This window comes from Streptomyces sp. SM1, from assembly GCF_002910825.1.
In the GTDB taxonomy this organism is placed as follows: Bacteria; Actinomycetota; Actinomycetes; order Streptomycetales; family Streptomycetaceae; genus Streptomyces; species Streptomyces okerensis.
Genome location: NZ_NEUB01000886.1, coordinates 1 through 18,404, shown reverse-complemented (window position 1 = coordinate 18,404; position 18,404 = coordinate 1). Strand labels below are relative to the sequence as shown.

Here is an 18,404-nt window from a genome sequence, read left to right as displayed (position 1 = left end):
GCGGGCAGCATCCATGGCCGTCCGGCGAAGAGGTCGCGCAGGGCGGTGAGGGGGCTGATGCCGTGTGTGCGGACGGTGGAGATGTGGGCGCGGATCCGGGCGAAGCGCCTTGCGCCGGTCAGGGTCCGCCAGGCCCCGGAGACCTTCTGTTGCACCTTGATCATCCGTAGGTCGCGTTCGGCCTGGTTGTTGTCGAACGGGACACTGAAGCCGACCATGTACCGCTGGTACATGGTGGTGCGGTCCCGCAGGCGCATGGCCAGAGCCCTGGCCTTGGAGCGGGGGCCGGTGCCGGCGTAGGGGTTGGCGGCGATGCCGCACAACGCTGCCTGCCGGTAGCGGTCCTGGAAACCGGCCGACGTCTCGGCGTCCAGGGCGTCGTGCCCGGTGGCCACAGCGTCGGCGACTGCGTCCTTCGCCTCGACCAGGACATCGATCATCGCCTGGGCCCAGGCGGGGTCATGGCGGGTGTCCTCGGTCACGGCAATGGGTTCACGCAGCACGTGCGCCCCGCACAGGGCCTGCGCGTCGCCGTAGACCGTGTAGGGGGCCAGGGCATCGGTGACCAGGGTGCCGGTGAAGCCGGGCAGGACGCCGAGGTCGTCCATGGCCGCCCGGCCGCGCTGGTGGTGGATGCCGTAGAAGGTGACCAGGTGGGTGCACATCACGTGCAGCCAGTGCAGTTTCCCCGCGACCCGTACCCCGGACTCGTCCGCGTGCGCGACCGGCACCGTGGCCAGGTGGTCCTTGACCTGGGCCTCGAAGGACCCGAGCCCGTCGTGGGCGCGAGCCGGGACGGACAGGACGGTGCCGGTGGAGACCGGCAGGCTGAACAGGCAGTCCATGGCCTCGGCGAGGCGTTGGGCCGGCAGGTGCTGATAGGCCGACAGGCAGGCGATCGCGGCTCGGACGCCGGGTCCGTACACGGCGGCCGCCGTGGGCAGGTCCGGAGCCGTCGCCGTGGTGGTGTACCCGCAACCGCACACCGCCCGGTGCAGCCGGTGCTCGGTCACCTGGGGGCGGATCTCGGGCAGATCGAAGACCTGCCGGGCCCGGAAGCCCGAACCCGACGCATCGGACAGACCACCGCCACAGCTGCCGCACGCGGCCGGATGATGATCGACTATCACGTCCGGGTCGGTGACCTGCTCCAGCCGGCCACCGGGATCGCCCTTGGCCCGGCCCGGCCGACGCCCCGACGCCTTGCGCAGCGACTTCGGTGCGGGCCTCTTGTCCAGCCCGTCACTGGACGGCGGCTTGGAGGAGTTGCGCCAATCAGCGGCCAGCCGCCGCTTCAACTCCGCGATCTCAGCGTCCTGCTCGACGATCCGTGCTTCACGTCGCTCAATCGTCGCGGCCTGCGCGGCTGCTACCAGCCTCAGCTCCACGATCAGACCGGCCAGCTCGTTGTACGACGGCGGCGGCTGCTCGGAGGTCACAAGATCAATCTACTCGACCATCGCGACTGCCCCGCACCACGTCACCGCAGGTCACGGACGGCCGTAAACAGTCACCTCGGGGGTGCCGTTGCTGGCCATCAGGGCCAGCGGGTTGGAACGCATCAGATCGACCATCCACGAGGTGTCTGGCTGCCGGTAATGGCTGGGGACGAACATGCGGAACCACCTTTCGAGGGGTGCGGTAAATGCTCGGAGAAATCGCCGTCCTGTCCGGTCGGCGGGACATGCGCGCGCTCCATCGTTGCGTGCCCTGTCGCCCGGGGCAATTGATGGACCGTCGGCCCCGGACCGGAATTCCGTAAGGCGGCGTCCCCTCTGAAAATTGCCGTTGACGAGTAAGACCGGGATGGTGGGAAGAGGGTCATTGCCGGCCGGGATCTCGGCGGGCCGACCGCCGGGGTGCGGTCCGCCCGCGCGGTACGGATCGGACGTGGGGCGTCAGCCGTGTCGTACCGTCAGTGGCTCGCGGTGTACGCGACGAAGGCGGACCGACGACGTGGCCCGGAGGACCGTCCGTCGTCGTCGTTCCCCTTGGTGCGCGCGGCGCGGGCGGGGCGTCGAGCCGGCGTCCGGGAGCTCCTCACCATGACACGGTGGGCATCACCCCGACCGCGCACAGCGCCCCCCGCCGGGCCGGCGCGCGCGGCCTGTCCGGCGGGGGGCGAGGGGGCCTGCGTCAGAGTGCGGCCACGTAGTAGCGCTCCAGCGTCATGCGGGCGTTGGCCGATGCGCCGGTGCGGCTGCCGGTGGTCTCCCTGGCCAGCGTGTAGCTCGCCTCGGCCGTGCTGAAAGTGGTCGACGCGCTGCCCGAGGGACTGCGGGACACCGCCGCCGGAGCGGCGCAGCGGCTGCTCATCGACCCGGAGACCGATCTCCTCTCGCGGCGCGTGGCCCCCGAGGAGGTCCCCGACTCCATCGTCGCCGAGGTCCGGCGCGCGGTGCTCGCCGGGCACAGACTGCGCATCCACTACGAGGCCGTGGGCCGGCCCCCGAAGTGGCGCACGGTGGACCCGATCGGTCTGGTCACCGTCAGGGACCAGGGCTACCTGCTGGCCACGCGGGGCACCGAGGACCGCACCTACCGGCTGAGCCGGGTCCTGACGGCCGAGGAGCTCGACGAACCCGCGCGGCGCTCCGACACGGTCGACCTGGACCGGGCCTGGCGCGAACGCAACGTGCGGTTCCGGACCGGCGGCGACACCACCGCTGTGGTGGGCCGCCTGGGCCCCGCGCGCCGGGAGCACCTGGTCGCCACCGCCCTGGCGGTCCGCTCCGAGGAGACCGACGAGGACGGCAGGCTCCGGCTGCACGTCGTCTTCCAGGACGCACGGCACGCGGAATGGGCGCTGTGGCAGCACGCTCCGTACACGGAGGTGGAGGCCCCGCAGTGGCTGCGTACCTCCCTGCACCACCGCGCGACGGCTGTCGCCGCCCGCTACGGGCCACCGGCCTGAACACCGGACCGTCCACCCCTGCGAGAGCGAAACGACGGCCGGCGCCGGGCCGTCCGGCCGGGGAAGGGACGGTGGCCTGCGACAGGGGGGGTCCCCGGCCGCCGGCACGAGCGCTCCGGCGGTCTCCCCTTCCTCCCGCCCTGTGCGGCTCACGCGCTGGTCAGGTGAGTCACGGGGGAGGTGGTGCGCGCAGCGCCAGCATGGCGATGTCGTCGTCGTTGTCGCCGGAGCGGGCCTGGTCCAGCAGCGAGTCGCAGAAGGAGTCCAGAGGGCGGTGGGCCAGGGAGGCCGCGTGCCTGCGCAACCGGTCCAGCCCGTGATCGATGGAATGGTGCGGGGACTCGACCAGTCCGTCGGTGTAGAGCAGGAGCGTCGCCCGGGGCGGCAGGACGGCCACGGCGTCGGGGCGGGGCCTGGTGACTCCGGTGCCGAGGAGTATGCCGTGCCCCTCTTCGAGGTAGCGGGACTGACCGTCGTGGGTGATGAGCAGGGGCGGCGGGTGGCCGGCGTTCGTCCACCGCAAGCGCCACAGGGCGTCGTCGCCGAGGGCGAGCGTGGCGAGGATCATGGTGGCCATGGGTACCTCCGCTATGTGCATCACCGCCTCGTCGAGCCGTGTGACGACGGCGCTCGGCGCGGACTCCGGGTGGGACCAGGCGAAGGCGCGCAGCATGTTGCGGACCTGCGCCATGCCGGCCGCGGCGTCGAGATCGTGCCCGACGACGTCGCCGATGGCCAGCGCGTGGGCGGGGCCGGTCAGGGCGAAGGCGTCGTACCAGTCACCGCCCACGGACGAGGCGTCCGGAGCGGGGAGGTAGCGCGCCGTCATCTCCAGACCGGGCACCACGGGGAGCTGGGGCAGCAGGTGGCGCTGCATGGTCTCGGCGACTTTGCGCTGGCGCTGGTACAGGCGCGCGTTGTCCAGCGCCAGGCCCGCGCGGCGGGTGAGGTCTTCCAGCAGCGGCAGGTCGGCGGGGGTGAACGGGTCGTGACGCCGGGCGCGGCCCAGGGTCAGTGCGCCGAGTACGTCGCGCAGACCACGAATGGGTGCGATGACGGCGGAGTGCATGCCCGTCGCGGTGAACAGGCGCTGCTGCTCGACCGCTATGCCCGAGTCGGGCGGGCCCTGGTAGGTGGAGGGGCCGACCAGGGAGGAGGCGGCCCCGCGCAGGGCCCGCGACAGGGGCATCGGCGACTCCGCCGGCACAGGGGGCATCGGACCCCGCAGGTCGTCCCGCTCGACCCGGATGCCGTCCTTGTGCTCCATCACCAGGACACGTCGCACCTCGTCGCGTTCGGTGATCAGGTCGAACACCGCCCAGTCCGCGAGCCGGGGCACGGTCAGAGCCGCCAGCCGGTGCAGCGCCTCGTCCACGTCCAGGGTGGACGTGAGCTGCGTGGTCGTCTCCGCCAGCAGGGCCAGGCGGTCCAGCTCCGTGAGCGGCGCGGAGTGTCCGCCGTCGCCGTGGCGCGCGTCGGGGAGCTCCGGGTCGTACAGCAGGACCAGCGCACCCGCGCCGCCCGGGACGGATGCGTACGGCGTGGCCAGCCAGGACAACTGCGCGAGAGTGCCGTCCCCGCAGGCGAACCACTCGGCGTCGCCGTGCCCGGTACTCCCCGTCAGGAGCGCCTTCCTGATCCGGCAGCGCGTGCGCGGCACCGAGTGCCCGTACCTGTCCCGGTGCAGCAGGTCGTGGAAGTCCTGACCGACGAGTTCCGGGGCATCCCTGCCCAACAGCCTCATGGCCGCGCTGTTGACCGCGACGACGAGGCCGTCGTCGTCCATCGTCATGGCGGCCGCACGCAGGTTCTCCAGCGTTCCGCCGAGCAGGGCGCCGGTACCTCCCTGATGCCCGGACGCGGGAGCGCTGTCCCCGTCGGGAGCGGCGACGCCGTCCATGCCCCTCATCGCCCTCCTCCGTCGAGCCCGAATCGCGTCGGGCACCCCGACCGGGTCCCGGCATGCGCCCGCACCGCGGCCGCGAAGGTGTGACGTGCGTCGCCTCCCGCCGGCCCTCCCGTCGAGCGGGCACGCCGGTACTGCTTCCGTCCGCGCGGCAGGTGAGGGAGTCTATGCTCCGGCTGCTCCGGCTGCTCCGGCTGCTCCGGCTGCTCCGGCTTGCGCGACGGCGGCACCGGCCGTGGTCGCGTCCCGGGGCAGGGTCGCGTCAGCGCCCGGCGGATCCACGGGAATCCGGTACCGGGACGTCCGGGCGCTTCGCGGCGGGCCCGCCGCGGAGCGCCCGGCCCCGTGGCGCGGCCCGGCTCACCTGTTCTCTTCCGTGCTGTCGTGCGGTCCGGCGCCGGGGCGGTCACCGCGGTGGCGGCTGCCGGGCAGCATCTCCTGCACCTTGGCCTTCAGCCCCTGCCTGACCATGGAGCCGCTGTCGCTGTCCCCCTTGAGGATCGCGGTGGCGGCGGCCTCGATCTGGTCCAGGGAGGCGTGCGGCGGGATCGGCGGGACGGCCGGGTCCGTACGGAAGTCGATGACGAAGGGCCGGCCGGCGGCGAGGGCCTGGTCCCACGCGGACTCGACGTGCTTGGGCTTCTCCACCCGGACGCCGTCCAGGCCCATGTGCCGGGCGATCTCCGCGTACGGCAGGTCGGGAATGTGCTGTGACTCCTCGAACTGCGGGGCGCCGGACATGGCCCGCATCTCCCAGGTCACCTGGTTCAGGTCGCCGTTGTTCAGCACGGCCACGATCAGCCGCGGGTCGGACCACTCGCGGTAGTACTTCGCGGCGGTGACCATCTCCATCATGCCGTTCATCTGCATCGCGCCGTCGCCGACCAGCGCGATGGCGGGCCGGTCGGGGTGGGCGAACTTCGCGCCGATGGCGTACGGCACGCCGGGGCCCATGGTGGCCAGGGTGCCCGACAGAGAGCCCCGCATCCGGCCGCGCAACCGCAGGTGCCGGGCGTACCAGTTGGCGGCCGAGCCGGAATCGGCGGCGAGGATCGCGTCGTCGGGCAGCCTGCCGTCCAGCGCGTGGACGACGTACTCGGGATTGACCGGGTCGGCGCTGACGGCGGCGCGCCGCTGCATGACCTCCCACCAGCGGGCGACGTTCTTCTCGATCTTCTCCCGCCACGCCCGGTCCTCCTTGCGGTGCAGGCGCGGCAGCAGCCGCTGGAGGGTCTCGCGGGCGTCGCCGACGAGGTTGACCTCGTTCGGGTAGCGCAGACCGATCATGTGCGGGTCGATGTCGATCTGCACGGCCCGTGCCTGGTCCAGTTCCGGCATGAACTGCGTGTACGGGAAGCTGGAGCCGATCATCAGCAGGGTGTCGCACTCCTGCATCAGCTCGTAGGAGGGGCGGGTGCCCAGCAGCCCGATGGAGCCGGTGACGTAGGGCAGGTCGTCGGGCAGGGCGTCCTTGCCGAGCAGGGCCTTGGCCACACCGGCGCCGAGCACGTCCGCCAGCCGTTCGACCTCGGCGCGGGCGACCCGGGCTCCCTGACCGATCAGCACCGCGACCTTCTCGCCGGAGTTCAGCACGTCGGCGGCCCGCTGGACCTCCTCCTCCGCCGGGACCGGTGCGTACCGTCCCAGTCCGAGGCTGGAGGGCACCATCTTGAAGGCGTGCGTGGGCGGGCTGTAGTCCAGCTCCTGCACGTCGGCCGGGAGGATGACCGCGGTCACGGTCCGCTTCGCGTACGCGGTGCGCAGAGCCCGGTCGATGAGGTTCGGCAGCTGCTCGGGAACCGTGGCCGTCTCGCAGAAGTCCGAGGCGACGTCCTTGTACAGGGCGGCCAGGTCCACTTCCTGCTGGTACGAGCCGCCCATGGCGCTGCGGTTGGTCTGCCCGACCAGCGCCACGACCGGAACGTGGTCGAGCTTGGCGTCGTAGAGCCCGTTGAGCAGGTGGATCGCGCCGGGACCAGAGGTGGCGGCACAGACACCCACCCTGCCGGAGAACTTGGCGTACCCGACGGCCTGGAAGGCAGCCATCTCCTCGTGCCGGGCCTGGACGAACTTCGGCTTGTTGTCCGCCCGCCCCCAGGCCGCCAGCAGGCCGTTGATGCCGTCGCCCGCGTAGGCGAAGACGTGGTCGACGTCCCACTCGCGCAGCCGCTGGAGGACGTAGTCGGACACCTTCGTGCTGGCCATGCAAGCTCCGTTTCCGATTCCGCTGGTGGACGGCTGTCCCCGGCGCCGGGACGCGTGGGGGCACGACACCCCATGGGTAACCGTGCGGCTACCCGGGAAACGTCGCCCTGTCCGGACCCGGCCCGGCCGTGCGGGTGTCAGCCGAGGGAGGCGAGCAGGTCGTTGCACGCCTGCTCGCAGCGCCGGCACGCCTCGGCGCAGACGCGGCAGTGCTCGTGCCGGTCGGCGTGGCTCGCGCACTCGTCACCGCAGGCTTTGCAGACGGCGGCGCACGCCGTGAGGACGGCCCGGGTGACGTTGGCGTCGTAGCCCGTGTGGCGGGAGAGGACGGCGGCGGTCGTGGCGCAGACGTCGGCGCAGTCGGCGTCGGTCCGGATGCACTTGGTCAGCTCGGCGACCATCTCCTCCGACAGACAGGCGTCCGCACACGCGGTACACGCCTGGGCGCAGACGAGGCACTCCTCGATGCAGCGGGCGAGCCTGTCTCGGTCGACACCGCCCAGGTCGGCGGGGTAGGCGGCGAGCATGTCCTTGACCGCGGTGTTCATCGGGACCTCCGGTGAGTGGGGTGCCGGCACGCGGGTCGCGTGCCGCCCCGTACGCGTAACACCGGACGGCGGGTGGAAACCCGCCCGGACGCGAATGTTCCGGGGCGGACGCGGCGAGGGGAGCAAGCGGCCACGCCGAGCCGACGGCACGTACTGACGCTGTCGGTGCCGGCTTCGTCCGGACGGGTGCGGTTCGAGGTTGCCCGACCGCGGCGGGGTACGGGTGTGTCATGAAGGCACTGGTGATCAACTGCACGCTCAAGAAGTCCCCCGAGCCCTCCAACACCGCCGCACTGGCTCAGGTGGTCGGCGACTGGCTGGCGGAGAACGGCGGAACGGAGGTGGAGTACGTCCGCGCCGTCGATCTGGACCTTCACCCCGGTGTGGTCAGCGAGGCCGTGGACGCGGGGGACGACTGGCCCGCTGTGCATGCCAAGCTGCTGCGGGCAGAGATCCTGGTCGTCGCCTCCCCGACCTGGCTCGGCCGGCCGTCCTCGGTGGCCCAGCGCGTGCTGGAACGCATGGACGCGATGCTCTCCGAGACGGACGACGACGGCCGCCCCGTCGCCTACAACCGCGTCGCGGGGGTCGTCGTCACCGGCAACGAGGACGGCGCCCATCACGTGATCAGTGAAATCAACGGCGCCCTGTGCGACATCGGCTACACCATCCCCGGCCAGTCGTGGACCTACTGGCACCTGGGCCCGGGCCCCGGCCCGGACTACCTCGACGACGGACGCGGGCACGACTGGGCCCACCGGACAGGCCGCGCGATGGCCGCGAACCTGTACGGCACCGCACGTGCGCTGGCCGCGAGCCCGCTGGGCGCTCCGCCCGAGTGACCCCGGCCCGGTAAGCCGGGGACCGTGGCGCGGTCCCACGCGGTCGATCCGTACGTACGGGTCACCAGCCTGTACGACATTCGCGCGCACCGGCGGCACCAGTGTCGCTGCGGAACCGGCCGTGGCCGCTCGAGCGGCCGGAGCCCGTCATGGCCGACACGTCCCCCACGGACGACACACTCCCCGCGGGGCCACCGTCTCCCGCCGCGGCACCGGCGACCCGCAGCGCGTCGGGACACCGGCCTGGAACCGCCTCGTCCGGTGAGGTGCCCCGACCGAGCGGGTCCCGCACCGCCCCGGCGGGGCAGCCGGTACCGGAGGCCTCGGCCCGAGCGGGCGAGGTGGCGCGGGCCGGCCACCGAGTGGCCGGCCGGTCCTCCAAGGTGCCGGCCGGAGACAGGCAGCGGCGCACCAGCTCGAGGGTGTGGTCCGTCACCGTGTCGAGCGGCGCACCGCGGTCCACGGCGGAGAGCGCCGAGTGCAGCATGCCGGCGATGAGGTCCGCCGTGAGCGAGGGGTCGGGGACGCCGATCTCCCTCACGGAGGCGCGGAACGGTTCGACCTGCTCCAGGTGGAGTTCCATCAGCCGCTCCTGACAAGCGGGCGGAAGACCCGCTCCCATGAGGACTTCCGCGGGCCGGTGCGCGCCTTCGGCACCGAGCCGCAGGCTCTCCCGGAAGAACGCCTCGACGCGCTCCACCGGGTCGCCGGCCGTGGCCATGGCGCCGGCCAGTGCCTCGTTCGACCGCCGGAACGCCTCTTCCGTGATGGTCGCCAGCAAGGCCGCCGAGGAGTCGAAGTACTGGTACACGCTGGAACGGGCCAGACCCGCCCGGGCGCCGACCGCCGCGGGCGTGACGGCGGCGGCGCCCTCGTTCACCAGGAGATCGATCGCCACACCGATCAGGGCCTCGCGCTGCTGGGCCCGGTGCTCGGCGACGGCAGGGGCGTTGATCTTCGGCATGCGGTGTGGACTCCGTGGTGGCGGACGGGGCCGGGAACGACGCGCCGGCCCACCGGGAGCATCTCCGGCTCCGACACCGGCCCGATCGGCCGGACCCTGATCGCCGACGGCCAGAACATGTACCTGTTCTTCGCCGGTGACAACGGCAAGATCTGCCGGGCGAGCATGCCGATCGGGAACTTCCCGGGCAATTTCGGCTCGTCGTACACGACCATCATGAGCGACACGAAGGCCAACCTCCTCGAGGGCCTACAGGTCTACAAGGTCAAGGACCGGAACCAGTACCTCATGATCGTCGAGGCGATGGGCGCGAACGGGCGCTACTTCCGGTCCTTCACGTCGTCCAGTCTGAGCGGCTCCTGGACCCCGCAGGCCGCGAGCGAGAGCAACCCGTTCGCGGGCAAGGCCAACAGCGGCGCCACCTGGACCAACGACATCAGCCACGGTGACCTGGTCCGGAACAACCCCGACCAGACCATGACCATCGCCCCCTGCAACCTGCAGCTCCTCTACCAGGGCAAGGACCCCAACGCGGGCGGTGAGTACAACCGGCTGCCGTGGCGGCCCGGCGTCCTCACGCTGCGGCGCCGACCGGCACCGGGACCGGACCCCGCGGACCCGGTGGGCCCCGGCCGTGCGACGGCCGGGGCCCACCGGCGAGGCGCGCCGTTCCCGTGCGGGCCGTGTCATCTCCGTACGGCGCGGACGAGCGTGTCCAGCGCCGTGCGGCGGTGGCCCTCGGGGTCGACCACCGGCCGGCCGGCCGTCTCGGCCCGCACGATGTCGGCGTACGGCCGCCAGACGCCGGCGACCTGTTCGGCGGTGTGGAGCACACCCGGATCCCGCGGGCCGCCGTAGCCGTGGTCGAGGTTGGCGGCGTCGTGGCCGACGAGCAGCAGGGTGCCGCCCGCCCGGACGGCGGTGGCGGCCCGGGACAGTACCCCGGCCAACTGCGGCCACGGCAGCTGCAGATACGCGATCAGCGCGAGGTCGTACGTCGCGGCCGCGGGCTCCCAGTCCAGGAGATCGGCGTGCACGGTGCGCAGGCGCGCGTCCCGTTCCGCGGCCAGCCGGCCGGCCTTCTCCAGGGCTACGGCGGAGAAGTCGACGGCGTCCACCTCCCAGCCCCGTACCGCGAGCCAGACCGCGTTGCGTCCCTCCCCGGCGGCGATGTCCACCGCCCGACCGGACGGCTCCAGGCCGGCCAGCTCCTGTTCGACGAACCGGTTGGGCTCGGCCTTCCACACCAGTTCGCTGCCGCGATACCGCTCGTCCCAGCCCGCTGCGTCCATCGTGCGCACCTCGTCCCTCGGGTGAGTGGATTCCGTCGAGTGGATCCCCTTGAGTGGAGTCCCTGCCCCATCAGACAGCACCGGGGCGGGCGGAGGCCGGTGACGCGGTCGCCGCCCGCCCCGGGCACGCCGGCTCAGACGTCGGCGGACGCGGGCAGGGCGAGCCAGGCGCCGTAGCCGCCGAGCAGGTCGGAGACGTCGGCGCGGCCCTTGTGGCGCAGCAGAGCGGCGGCGATGGAGGAGCGGTGGCCACCCGCGCAGTGCACGACCACGGGACGGCCGGCGGGGATCTCCTCCGCGCGGCGGGCGAGTTCGGCGAGGGGAATGTGCGACGAACCCCCGATGAGGCCCTCTTCGCGTTCGGCGGCGCTCCGCACGTCCAGGACCAGCGGCGGTTCGTCGCCGTCCAGCAGGCGGCGCAGCTCGACGGCGGTCAGCCGGCCGGCCTGCTCCATCTCGTCGGCCAGGGCCGGGAAGGCGCCCTCGGGCTCGCGCAGGTAGCCGCCGACCCTGTCGAAGCCGATCCGGGCGAGCCGGGTGACGATCTCCTCCTCGCGGTCCTGCGGCGCGACCACGAGCACCTCCTGCTCGGGGCCGACCACCGTGCCCGCCTGCTCGGCGAACCGGCCGTCCGCGGGCACGTTGACCGAGCCGCGCAGATGTCCGGACGCGAAGTCCTGCGGCGAACGGGCGTCGACCACGACCGCTCCCGCGGAGCGCCGCTCCATGAACTCCTCGACCGACAGGGGCCGTTGCACGGAGGCGGTGTCGAACAGGCCGTGCTCCTTGCGGTTGAGGATGGCGTCGTACACGAAGTAGGCGGGCGCGGAGGGCTGTCCCGCGGTCACCAGTTCCACGAACCGTTCCTCGCTCATGGGCCGGCAGGCGTAGTTGGTGGCGCGCTGCTCGCCGATGGTGGACTGGCGCCGGGTGGAGAGGTTCTTGCCGCAGGCGCTGCCGGCCCCGTGGGCGGGGAAGACCCGGACGGCGTCGGGAAGGGCCATCAGCTTGTGCTGGACGGTGTCGTAGAGCATTCTGCCGAGTTCGTCGGCGGTCACGCCGATCGAGGCCAGCAGGTCGGGGCGGCCCACGTCGCCGATGAACAGCGCGTCACCGGTCAGGACGCCGTACGGGACGGCGTCCGCCGTGTGCTGGTACACCAGGACGCTGATCGACTCCGGCGTGTGGCCGGGGGTCTCCAGGATCCGCAGCTCGACGTCGCCGAGGCTGATGCGCTCGCCGTCGGCCAGCCTGCGGATGGGGTACTCGGCCTCGGCCCGCTGCCCGTAGCCGATCCAGGCTCCGGTGCGGTCGGCGAGCTCCAGGTGGCCGGCGAGGAAGTCGGCGTGGAAGTGGGTGTTGACGACCGCCTCGATGGTGAAGCCGCGGGCCGCGGCGTCGGCGAGGTACTCGGAGACGTCGCGGCGCGGGTCGACGACGACGGCCTTGCCGGTGGTCTCGTCGGCGATCATGTAGGACGCGTGGGAGAGACAGTCGAGGTAGTACTGGGCGAAGAACATCGGGAACCTCCGTACGGGGGTGGGGACGGGTGGGCGAGGCGGGGAGGCGGGGGAGTGGGACCGGCCCGGGCCGGGGGTGCCCGGGCCGGCCGGTCAGAGGCGGCCGGTGAGCATGCCGTGCCAGTACACCGGCGGCAGCCCGTACCGCTTGAACGCCCACATCGTGCGCCGCTCCTTGAAGGGGTCGATCAGCGGGAAGGAGGGCGTGGGGGCGAGGTCGTAGTCGAACTCGGCGAGCAGCATCCGGTCGCGCGCGGTCACCAGCGGGCAGGACGTGTAGCCGTCGTAACGGTGAGACGGAGGGCGTCCGCCCATCACCTCCAGGAGATTCGCCGCGACCACCGGGGCCTGCTTGCGCACGGCGGCTCCGGTCTTCGAGGTGGGAAGGTTCGCCACGTCGCCGACCGCGAAGACGTTGTCGTGGAAGGGGCTCTGCAGGGTGTGCTTGTCGGCGGCGACGAAGCCCTGCGGACTGGCCGGGTCGGCGAGCGGACCGGCCCCGACCCAGTCGGGTGCGCTCTGCGGCGGCACGGCGTGCAGGAGGTCGTAGCCGACGGTCTCCTTCGTGCCGTGCGCGAGGTCGGTGAGGGTGATCTCGCGGCGGTCGCCGTCGACGGCGGTCATCTCGGAACGCAGCCGCACCTCGATGCCGTACCGGGCGGCCACCTGATCCAGTACCCGCGACCAGGCGGGCACCTTGAACAGCGCCGGATCGGGGACGACGAGGATGATCCGGATGTTGCCGAGAACCCCCTGCCGGCGCCAGTGGTCGGCGGCCAGATACGCGATCTTCTGCGGAGCGCCGCCGCACTTCAGCGGGGACGCCGGGTGGGTGAAGACGGCCGTGCCCGAGCGCATCCGCCGGATCAGCTCCCAGGTGCGCGGGGCGTACTCGGGTGCGTAGTTGCTGCTCACCCGGTCGTGTCCGACGGCCTCGGCCAGTCCCGGCACGCCGTCCCAGTCGAGCTGGATGCCGGGCGCCATCACCAGGTACTCGTAGGCGAGTTCGGCGCCGCCGGACAGGGACACGGTGCGGGCCCCGGGGTCGACGGCCAGGGCCCGGCGGCGGATCCACCGCACGCCGTCCGGTACGACCGATCCCTCGGGACGGCGGGTGGTGCTCAGGGCTGCCTGACCGCCACCGACCAGGGTCCACAACGGCTGGTACCAGTGGGTGTCGGACGGCTCGATCAGGGTGATGTCACTGACGCCGGCCCGGCGCAGGCGGGCCGCGACACTGATGCCGGCGCTGCCGCCGCCGATGACGGCGACGCGGTGACGGCCCGAGACCGGGGCGTCGGCGGGGGAGGGGGTGGCTGCCACGGCGGAGTTCCTTTCCAGCGGGCGGGGTGCGGGTGTCGGTTGCGCAGGCGTCGATGCCGCGGACGTTCGTCCGGGGGCGGCCGTTCTGCTGCGGAGGTCACCGGCGGCGGAGATCACGTGCCCTGCCGCTTGGACGCGCTGCGTCACTTCACGGGTCGTGCCGTTATCTCCTCAGTTACCCCGGGGGGTATCTATGCGGCGAGAGTACGGCTGTCTGCTGGAGGGTGTCAAATACCCCAAGGGGTATCTGGCGGAGTGCCTCGCCTGCCGGGTGCCTCGCGTGGTCCAAGGCGGTCGGGTGGCCGAGTGACGGGGGACGGGTGACGGGGACCGGGGACCGGGCGGCCGGAGGGTACGGAGCGTGCGGTCGTCCGTGCCCGCCCGGGCCCGGAGCCCGCGGCGACCTGTTGAGGGCTCGGGCGAGTGCGCCCGGGGAGAGCAGCGGCGCGTGGGCCGGTTCGTCGGCGGCTGCTGCTTCCGCGCCGGACAGGTCCGCGCCGGCCCGGGACCATGTGGTCCCGGGCCGGCGCGGTCACCGAGGAAGGCCCGCGGGGCGTCCTCGGTGTGTGGGCCGGTGGCGTGGACGAAGGTGCCGGGCCCGGAAGGTGACCCCGCCGGTGGGTGTGGAGGGGTCTGCGGCAGGGCGTAGGCGTGCGGAGCCGGGGCGGTTCCGGCCCGTCTCCGGGACCGGAGCCGCCCCTGCCGTCAGGGGCCGGTCAGTTGGCGTTCACCAGGTGGTGCGGGGGGACCGTCACCGTACGGGCGCCCTTCTCGCCTCCCAGGACGACCTCCCGCAGCGCGCTGTTGTTGGAGTAGTCGGTCTCCTTGAGCCGGTTCTCCGGGTTGGCCAGGACCTGGATGTAGTACGTGCCGTTCGGCAGGTCCGTGATGTCGAAGGACTGGCCCGGCAGGTCCTGGGTGTAGGTGTCACCGGAGCCGACGTCGAGCACCTCGCGCACGGAGATGGAGTTCTCGGAGCCGCACGCGGTGGACAGATCCGTGTTGCTCGGGTGCCAGTCGGCGTTCTTCACCGTGTAGTCGACAGCGTCGGTGTTGGCCAGGCAGAACGCCTCCTTGCCGCTGCGCACCGTCTCCTTCTGGTCGGCCGTCAGCAGCCGGTAGCTGGCGAAGTCCAGGAAGTGCCAGTGCTCGTGGCCGGGACGCGGGTCCCACTCCATGCCGCCCGTCGGGGTGTATCCGACCTGCTTGCCGTCGGCGTCGTAGAAGTACTGGTAGGCGTCCATCACCTCCTTGCCCGGGGAGCGGAAGCCGTCCACGACGAGCCTGGCCGGGCCCGCGTTCCACACGTTGGCGCTGAAGGCGAGGTAGTTCTTGCCGGGTACCTCCTCGTAGCCGTCGCTGACGGTGATGCCGAAGGCGGGCAGCGAGCGCAGGTCGGGCTTGGGTACGTCGGGCACGGACGCCTTGCCGGCGGGCCGCTTCGCGTTGGGCAGGGCGCCCGGCGCCTGCCGCGAACCGTCGGTCTGCCCGGTGCCGTCACCGATGTCGGCGGCGGTGAAGGCCCGCCGCTCCAGGGACTTCTTCTTCAGCGCCCACGGCAGGGCGGGCGGAGCCGACGGGTAGGGCCCGTGGCCGGCGTTGTACGAGGGGCCGGCACCGCTCGTCGCGGCGCCGGGGGCCGGGGTGTCCGCGGCGGCCCCGTGCTGCGCGTGGGCGCTGTGATCCGCGTGGGCGCCGTGCCCGGAGGCGGTGGTCTTCGCCGAGCTGCGGGCGTCGGCACTCTCCTCGTCGTCCCAGCTGCGCTCGCGGACGACCACCTTGACGGTCTGCGGCTTGTCGGCGATGCCGAAGAGGTCGCGGTACTTCTCGGCCACGTTGATCTCGGCGGTGTAGGTGCCGGCGTCCAGCTGGACCGGGTCGGTGTAGAACCCCGCGTAGGTGTTGGACGCCCAGCCGTTCTCGACGCCCCACACCGAGCCGAGGGTGAAGGGGTTCGTCGGACAGTTCTCCGGATACTTCGAGTTGGCGGGGGCATCCGGCCGGACCCGACCCGAGGCGTTGTTGGGGCAGAACGCCTCGGTCTTAACCAGCACCGTCGAGCCGGACGCGTCGGTGAGGGTGATCTGCGTGAAGTCCGGCAGTCCGGCGAAGTCGTCGACGGTCCCGGCGGGGAGCGTCCTGGTCCGGGTCTTCTTCCCGTTCCGGAGGATCTGCTGGGCGACGACCGGGTCCTTGTAGGACTTGCGGGTCACCTTCAGCTCGAAGGCGCCGTTCTCGGAGGTGACGTACGTCCCCAGGTCGAGGTAGACCCCGGGATCCTCCTTCCACGAGTCGAGCGTGACGGAGGTGGAGGCGGCGATCAGGCTGAGCTGCGGCGTCGGCTCCTCGGACTTCGCGTCGGGCGCGGCGGCGACGACGCCCGCGGCCACGGCGACGGCCGCGGCGACGGCGATGGAGGGGCGGGTCAGGCGGTTGGTGCGGCCCTGCTGGAGTCTGGTCATCAGTCCTTGTGCTTCCGGCTTTCGAGTGCGTCATGGAACGTGGACGAGCAGTTCGGCCCCAACTGACGTGCGAGGCGGTGTTGTTCGGACCATGAGAGGCCACCGGACACCCTCCGGGTTGCTTGTACTTCCCCGGACGGCCCTCACTTTGTCCGAAAAGCTCTCAGTGGCTGCCGGACTTGACGCACGTCCCTGCCACTCGTCCGGCTTGCCGCATCGAGAGACGCCGCCCGCTCGGAGGCCGGGTGCTACCCGAATGAGTGACACCGCCCTGCCGTGACCCTGGACCTCACTTCCGCCGGGAACGCGCGGGAGCCCGGAAGGACGCCGGTTACGGACCCGATCCCTTCGCCGGGGATGCGGTCCATCCTGCGGCCGGCGGGAGCAGGTTCACCCCGGCCCTGACGGAGCAGTGGACCGGGCGGCGCCTCAGCAGCCCGTCGGGGCCCGGTGCGGGGGAGTACGGTGGTGTCACCGGGCGCACCTCGTATGCCGTCATCCATCGCGGCGTCGCACCCGGAGAACGGCAAGGGTCGACGTACGACGAACCCTGCCGGAAATGAGCCGCGCGATGCCGTCTGGCCCGCACAGTCCCGCCGACTTCCGCAACCTCTTCCGTGCCCGGCGGTACAGGGTTCTCTGAAGCTCCCCGGGCATCTCGCGGCTGTCTCGAACCGACCGCCCAGATGCTCACCGGACCGGACCGGACCGGACCGCCCGGCGGGCGTACCGACTACCGGGAGACGTCCGGCTCCGAAGCCGTGGTGGTCCCCCGCCGTGCCGGCGGACAGATGCGCGCCCCCCCCGGAAGGCGCGCGTACGGCGTGCGGTTCGGTCGACGGTCTGGTCGAGACGCCCCTCCCGTTGCGGGAGCGCGTTCGCAGACACGGGGGGCGGGGCCGTTCCCGGCAGCCGCATCACGCCGCGCCACGTACGACGACAACGAAACAGAAGGACGCACATGAGTCTGCTGAGTCTCGGAGTTCTCGCCTCCTCCCGCAAGGAGAACGAGTTCCGACTGCCGTTGCATCCCGATCACCTCGACCGGATCGCACCCGACGTACGCGCGAGGGTCTTCCTCGAGGAGGGGTACGGCGAGCGGTTCGGCGTGGGTGACGACATGCTGCGTCCGCTGGTGGGCGGACTGCGCACCCGCGGGCAGCTCCTTGCCGAGTGCGATGTGCTGCTGCTGCCCAAGCCGGTGCACGAGGACGTCGCCCAACTGCGCGAGGGCCAGGTGCTGTGGGGCTGGCCGCACTGTGTGCAGGACGCGCGGATGACGCAGCTCGGCATCGACCGGCGGCTCACCCTCATCGCCTGGGAGGCCATGAACCACTGGACCTCCACGGGCGCCTTCAGCGTCCACGTCTTCCACAAGAACAACGAACTCGCCGGATACTCCTCCGTGCTGCACGCCCTTCAGCTCGTGGGAGTGACCGGCAGCTACGGCCGCCGGATGCGTGCGGTGGTCATCAGCTTCGGTGCCACGGCACGCGGGGCGGTCACCGGACTGGGCGCCCTCGGGGTCTCCGACGTCACGGTGCTCACCCAGCGGGCCGCCGCCGCGGTGGCCTCCCCGATGCCGTCCGTCGTGATGGGCCACTTCGCGGAGCGGGCGGACGACCCGTCCCGCCTGGAGGCGATCACCGGACCGGGGCCCGTGCCGCTCGCGGAACATCTGGCCGGGTTCGACATCATCGTCAACTGTGTGAGGCAGGACACCGACGCGCCTCTGACGTTCGTCGCCGCCGAGGAACTCGCCCTGTTCCGGCCCGGAACCCTTTTCGTCGACGTCTCCTGTGACGAGGGCATGGGCTTCGCATGGGCCCGGCCGACCACGTTCGAGGACCCGATGATCACGGTGGGCCCTGGCTGCCACTACTACGGGGTGGATCACAGCCCGTCACATCTGTGGAACTCGGCCACCTGGGAGATCAGTGAGGCGCTGCTGCCCTATCTGCGCAAGGTCATGAGCGGCCCGGCGTCCTGGGACAGCGACGCCACGATCAGGAACGCTGTCGAGATCCGCGACGGAGTCGTCGTCAATCCCAAGATCCTCTCCTTCCAGAACCGGACCACCGAGTACCCGCATCCCCCGGCCGCGGCCCCGCTTCCCTCCGCGCAGCCGGTCTGACCCGGCGGCTGCGGCCTGGCCTCAACGAGCGAGGTGCTTGGTCCGCTCCGGCACCTCCGCCGCCCGCGGAGGCCGGCCGGGCATGTCCTCGTGCATGCCCTCGCCGACCGGCGGGAGGCCCTGGACCGCATCCCCGCCGGCACATCGGGTGTCGCCGAACCGGACCTGTCGGGTGACGGTCCCGGACCGTCGCGGGGAGTTGTCCACAGGGCCGGGCGCCCGCCGGGCGCGGCGGCGATGATGGACCCATGGTGGAAGACCTGACCCGGCACACCCGCGGTGGGCGTACGGCCG

At 72.1% G+C, this 18,404-nt stretch carries 11 protein-coding genes and 3 pseudogenes; 4 read left to right on the top strand and 10 right to left on the bottom strand.

Going from position 1 to position 18,404, the window contains the following annotated elements:
- Together B9S61_RS29875 and B9S61_RS29870 are read right to left on the bottom strand one after the other, a co-directional pair.
- The coding region (locus B9S61_RS29875) for an IS66 family transposase (RefSeq protein WP_103545032.1) at window positions 1–1,439 on the bottom strand (1,439 nt) is incomplete at its 3' end.
- A 51-nt stretch (window positions 1,440–1,490) separates the two neighbouring features.
- Window positions 1,491–1,616: a hypothetical protein gene (locus B9S61_RS29870; protein WP_258039918.1), complete on the bottom strand. Its 126-nt coding sequence runs from the start codon at window positions 1,614–1,616 to the stop codon at window positions 1,491–1,493.
- 614 nt (window positions 1,617–2,230) lie between these two features.
- Here B9S61_RS29870 and B9S61_RS29865 point away from each other — a divergent pair.
- Window positions 2,231–2,914 (top strand): annotated as a pseudogene (locus B9S61_RS29865) (helix-turn-helix transcriptional regulator); the annotation flags it as partial.
- 169 nt (window positions 2,915–3,083) lie between these two features.
- Here B9S61_RS29865 and B9S61_RS29860 read toward each other — a convergent pair.
- From B9S61_RS29860 to B9S61_RS29850, 3 genes are all read right to left on the bottom strand, one after another.
- Window positions 3,084–4,814: a SpoIIE family protein phosphatase gene (locus B9S61_RS29860; RefSeq protein WP_374936260.1), complete on the bottom strand. Its 1,731-nt coding sequence runs from the start codon at window positions 4,812–4,814 to the stop codon at window positions 3,084–3,086.
- 366 nt (window positions 4,815–5,180) lie between these two features.
- The gene (locus B9S61_RS29855) at window positions 5,181–7,025 is read right to left on the bottom strand and encodes a thiamine pyrophosphate-requiring protein (RefSeq protein WP_103545030.1); all 1,845 of its coding nucleotides are present in this window, start codon (window positions 7,023–7,025) and stop codon (window positions 5,181–5,183) included.
- A gap of 137 nt (window positions 7,026–7,162) precedes the next feature.
- A complete protein-coding gene (locus B9S61_RS29850; RefSeq protein ID WP_103545029.1) occupies window positions 7,163–7,573 on the bottom strand; it encodes a four-helix bundle copper-binding protein in 411 nt (136 codons plus the stop codon).
- 230 nt (window positions 7,574–7,803) lie between these two features.
- Between B9S61_RS29850 and B9S61_RS29845 the strand changes: the two genes are divergently transcribed.
- The gene (locus B9S61_RS29845; protein WP_103545028.1) at window positions 7,804–8,415 is read left to right on the top strand and encodes a flavodoxin family protein; all 612 of its coding nucleotides are present in this window, start codon (window positions 7,804–7,806) and stop codon (window positions 8,413–8,415) included.
- Between the two features lie 385 nt (window positions 8,416–8,800).
- Here B9S61_RS29845 and B9S61_RS43335 read toward each other — a convergent pair.
- Window positions 8,801–9,379 (bottom strand): annotated as a pseudogene (locus B9S61_RS43335) (TetR/AcrR family transcriptional regulator); the annotation flags it as partial.
- A gap of 51 nt (window positions 9,380–9,430) precedes the next feature.
- On the opposite strand from B9S61_RS43335, the pseudogene B9S61_RS29835 reads away from it, so the two are divergent.
- A pseudogene (locus B9S61_RS29835) lies at window positions 9,431–9,967 on the top strand (non-reducing end alpha-L-arabinofuranosidase family hydrolase); the annotation flags it as partial.
- A gap of 98 nt (window positions 9,968–10,065) precedes the next feature.
- Here the strand turns inward: B9S61_RS29835 and B9S61_RS29830 are convergent.
- The 4 genes from B9S61_RS29830 to B9S61_RS29815 form a co-directional block, all read right to left on the bottom strand.
- A complete protein-coding gene (locus B9S61_RS29830; RefSeq protein ID WP_103545027.1) occupies window positions 10,066–10,671 on the bottom strand; it encodes a bifunctional 2-polyprenyl-6-hydroxyphenol methylase/3-demethylubiquinol 3-O-methyltransferase UbiG in 606 nt (201 codons plus the stop codon).
- A 134-nt stretch (window positions 10,672–10,805) separates the two neighbouring features.
- Entirely contained in the window at window positions 10,806–12,191 is a 1,386-nt protein-coding gene (locus B9S61_RS29825; protein WP_103545026.1) for a rhodanese-like domain-containing protein, read from the bottom strand.
- 93 nt (window positions 12,192–12,284) lie between these two features.
- A complete protein-coding gene (locus B9S61_RS29820) occupies window positions 12,285–13,514 on the bottom strand; it encodes an FAD/NAD(P)-binding oxidoreductase (RefSeq protein ID WP_103545025.1) in 1,230 nt (409 codons plus the stop codon).
- A gap of 716 nt (window positions 13,515–14,230) precedes the next feature.
- Complete coding sequence (locus B9S61_RS29815) at window positions 14,231–15,976, bottom strand: lysyl oxidase family protein (RefSeq protein ID WP_103545024.1); 1,746 nt, start codon at window positions 15,974–15,976, stop codon at window positions 14,231–14,233.
- Window positions 15,977–16,937: 961 nt separating this feature from the next.
- Here B9S61_RS29815 and B9S61_RS29810 point away from each other — a divergent pair.
- Window positions 16,938–18,110, top strand: a complete 1,173-nt coding sequence (locus B9S61_RS29810; protein WP_103545023.1) for a N(5)-(carboxyethyl)ornithine synthase — start codon at window positions 16,938–16,940, stop codon at window positions 18,108–18,110.
- The last annotated feature ends 294 nt before the right edge of the window (window positions 18,111–18,404 follow it).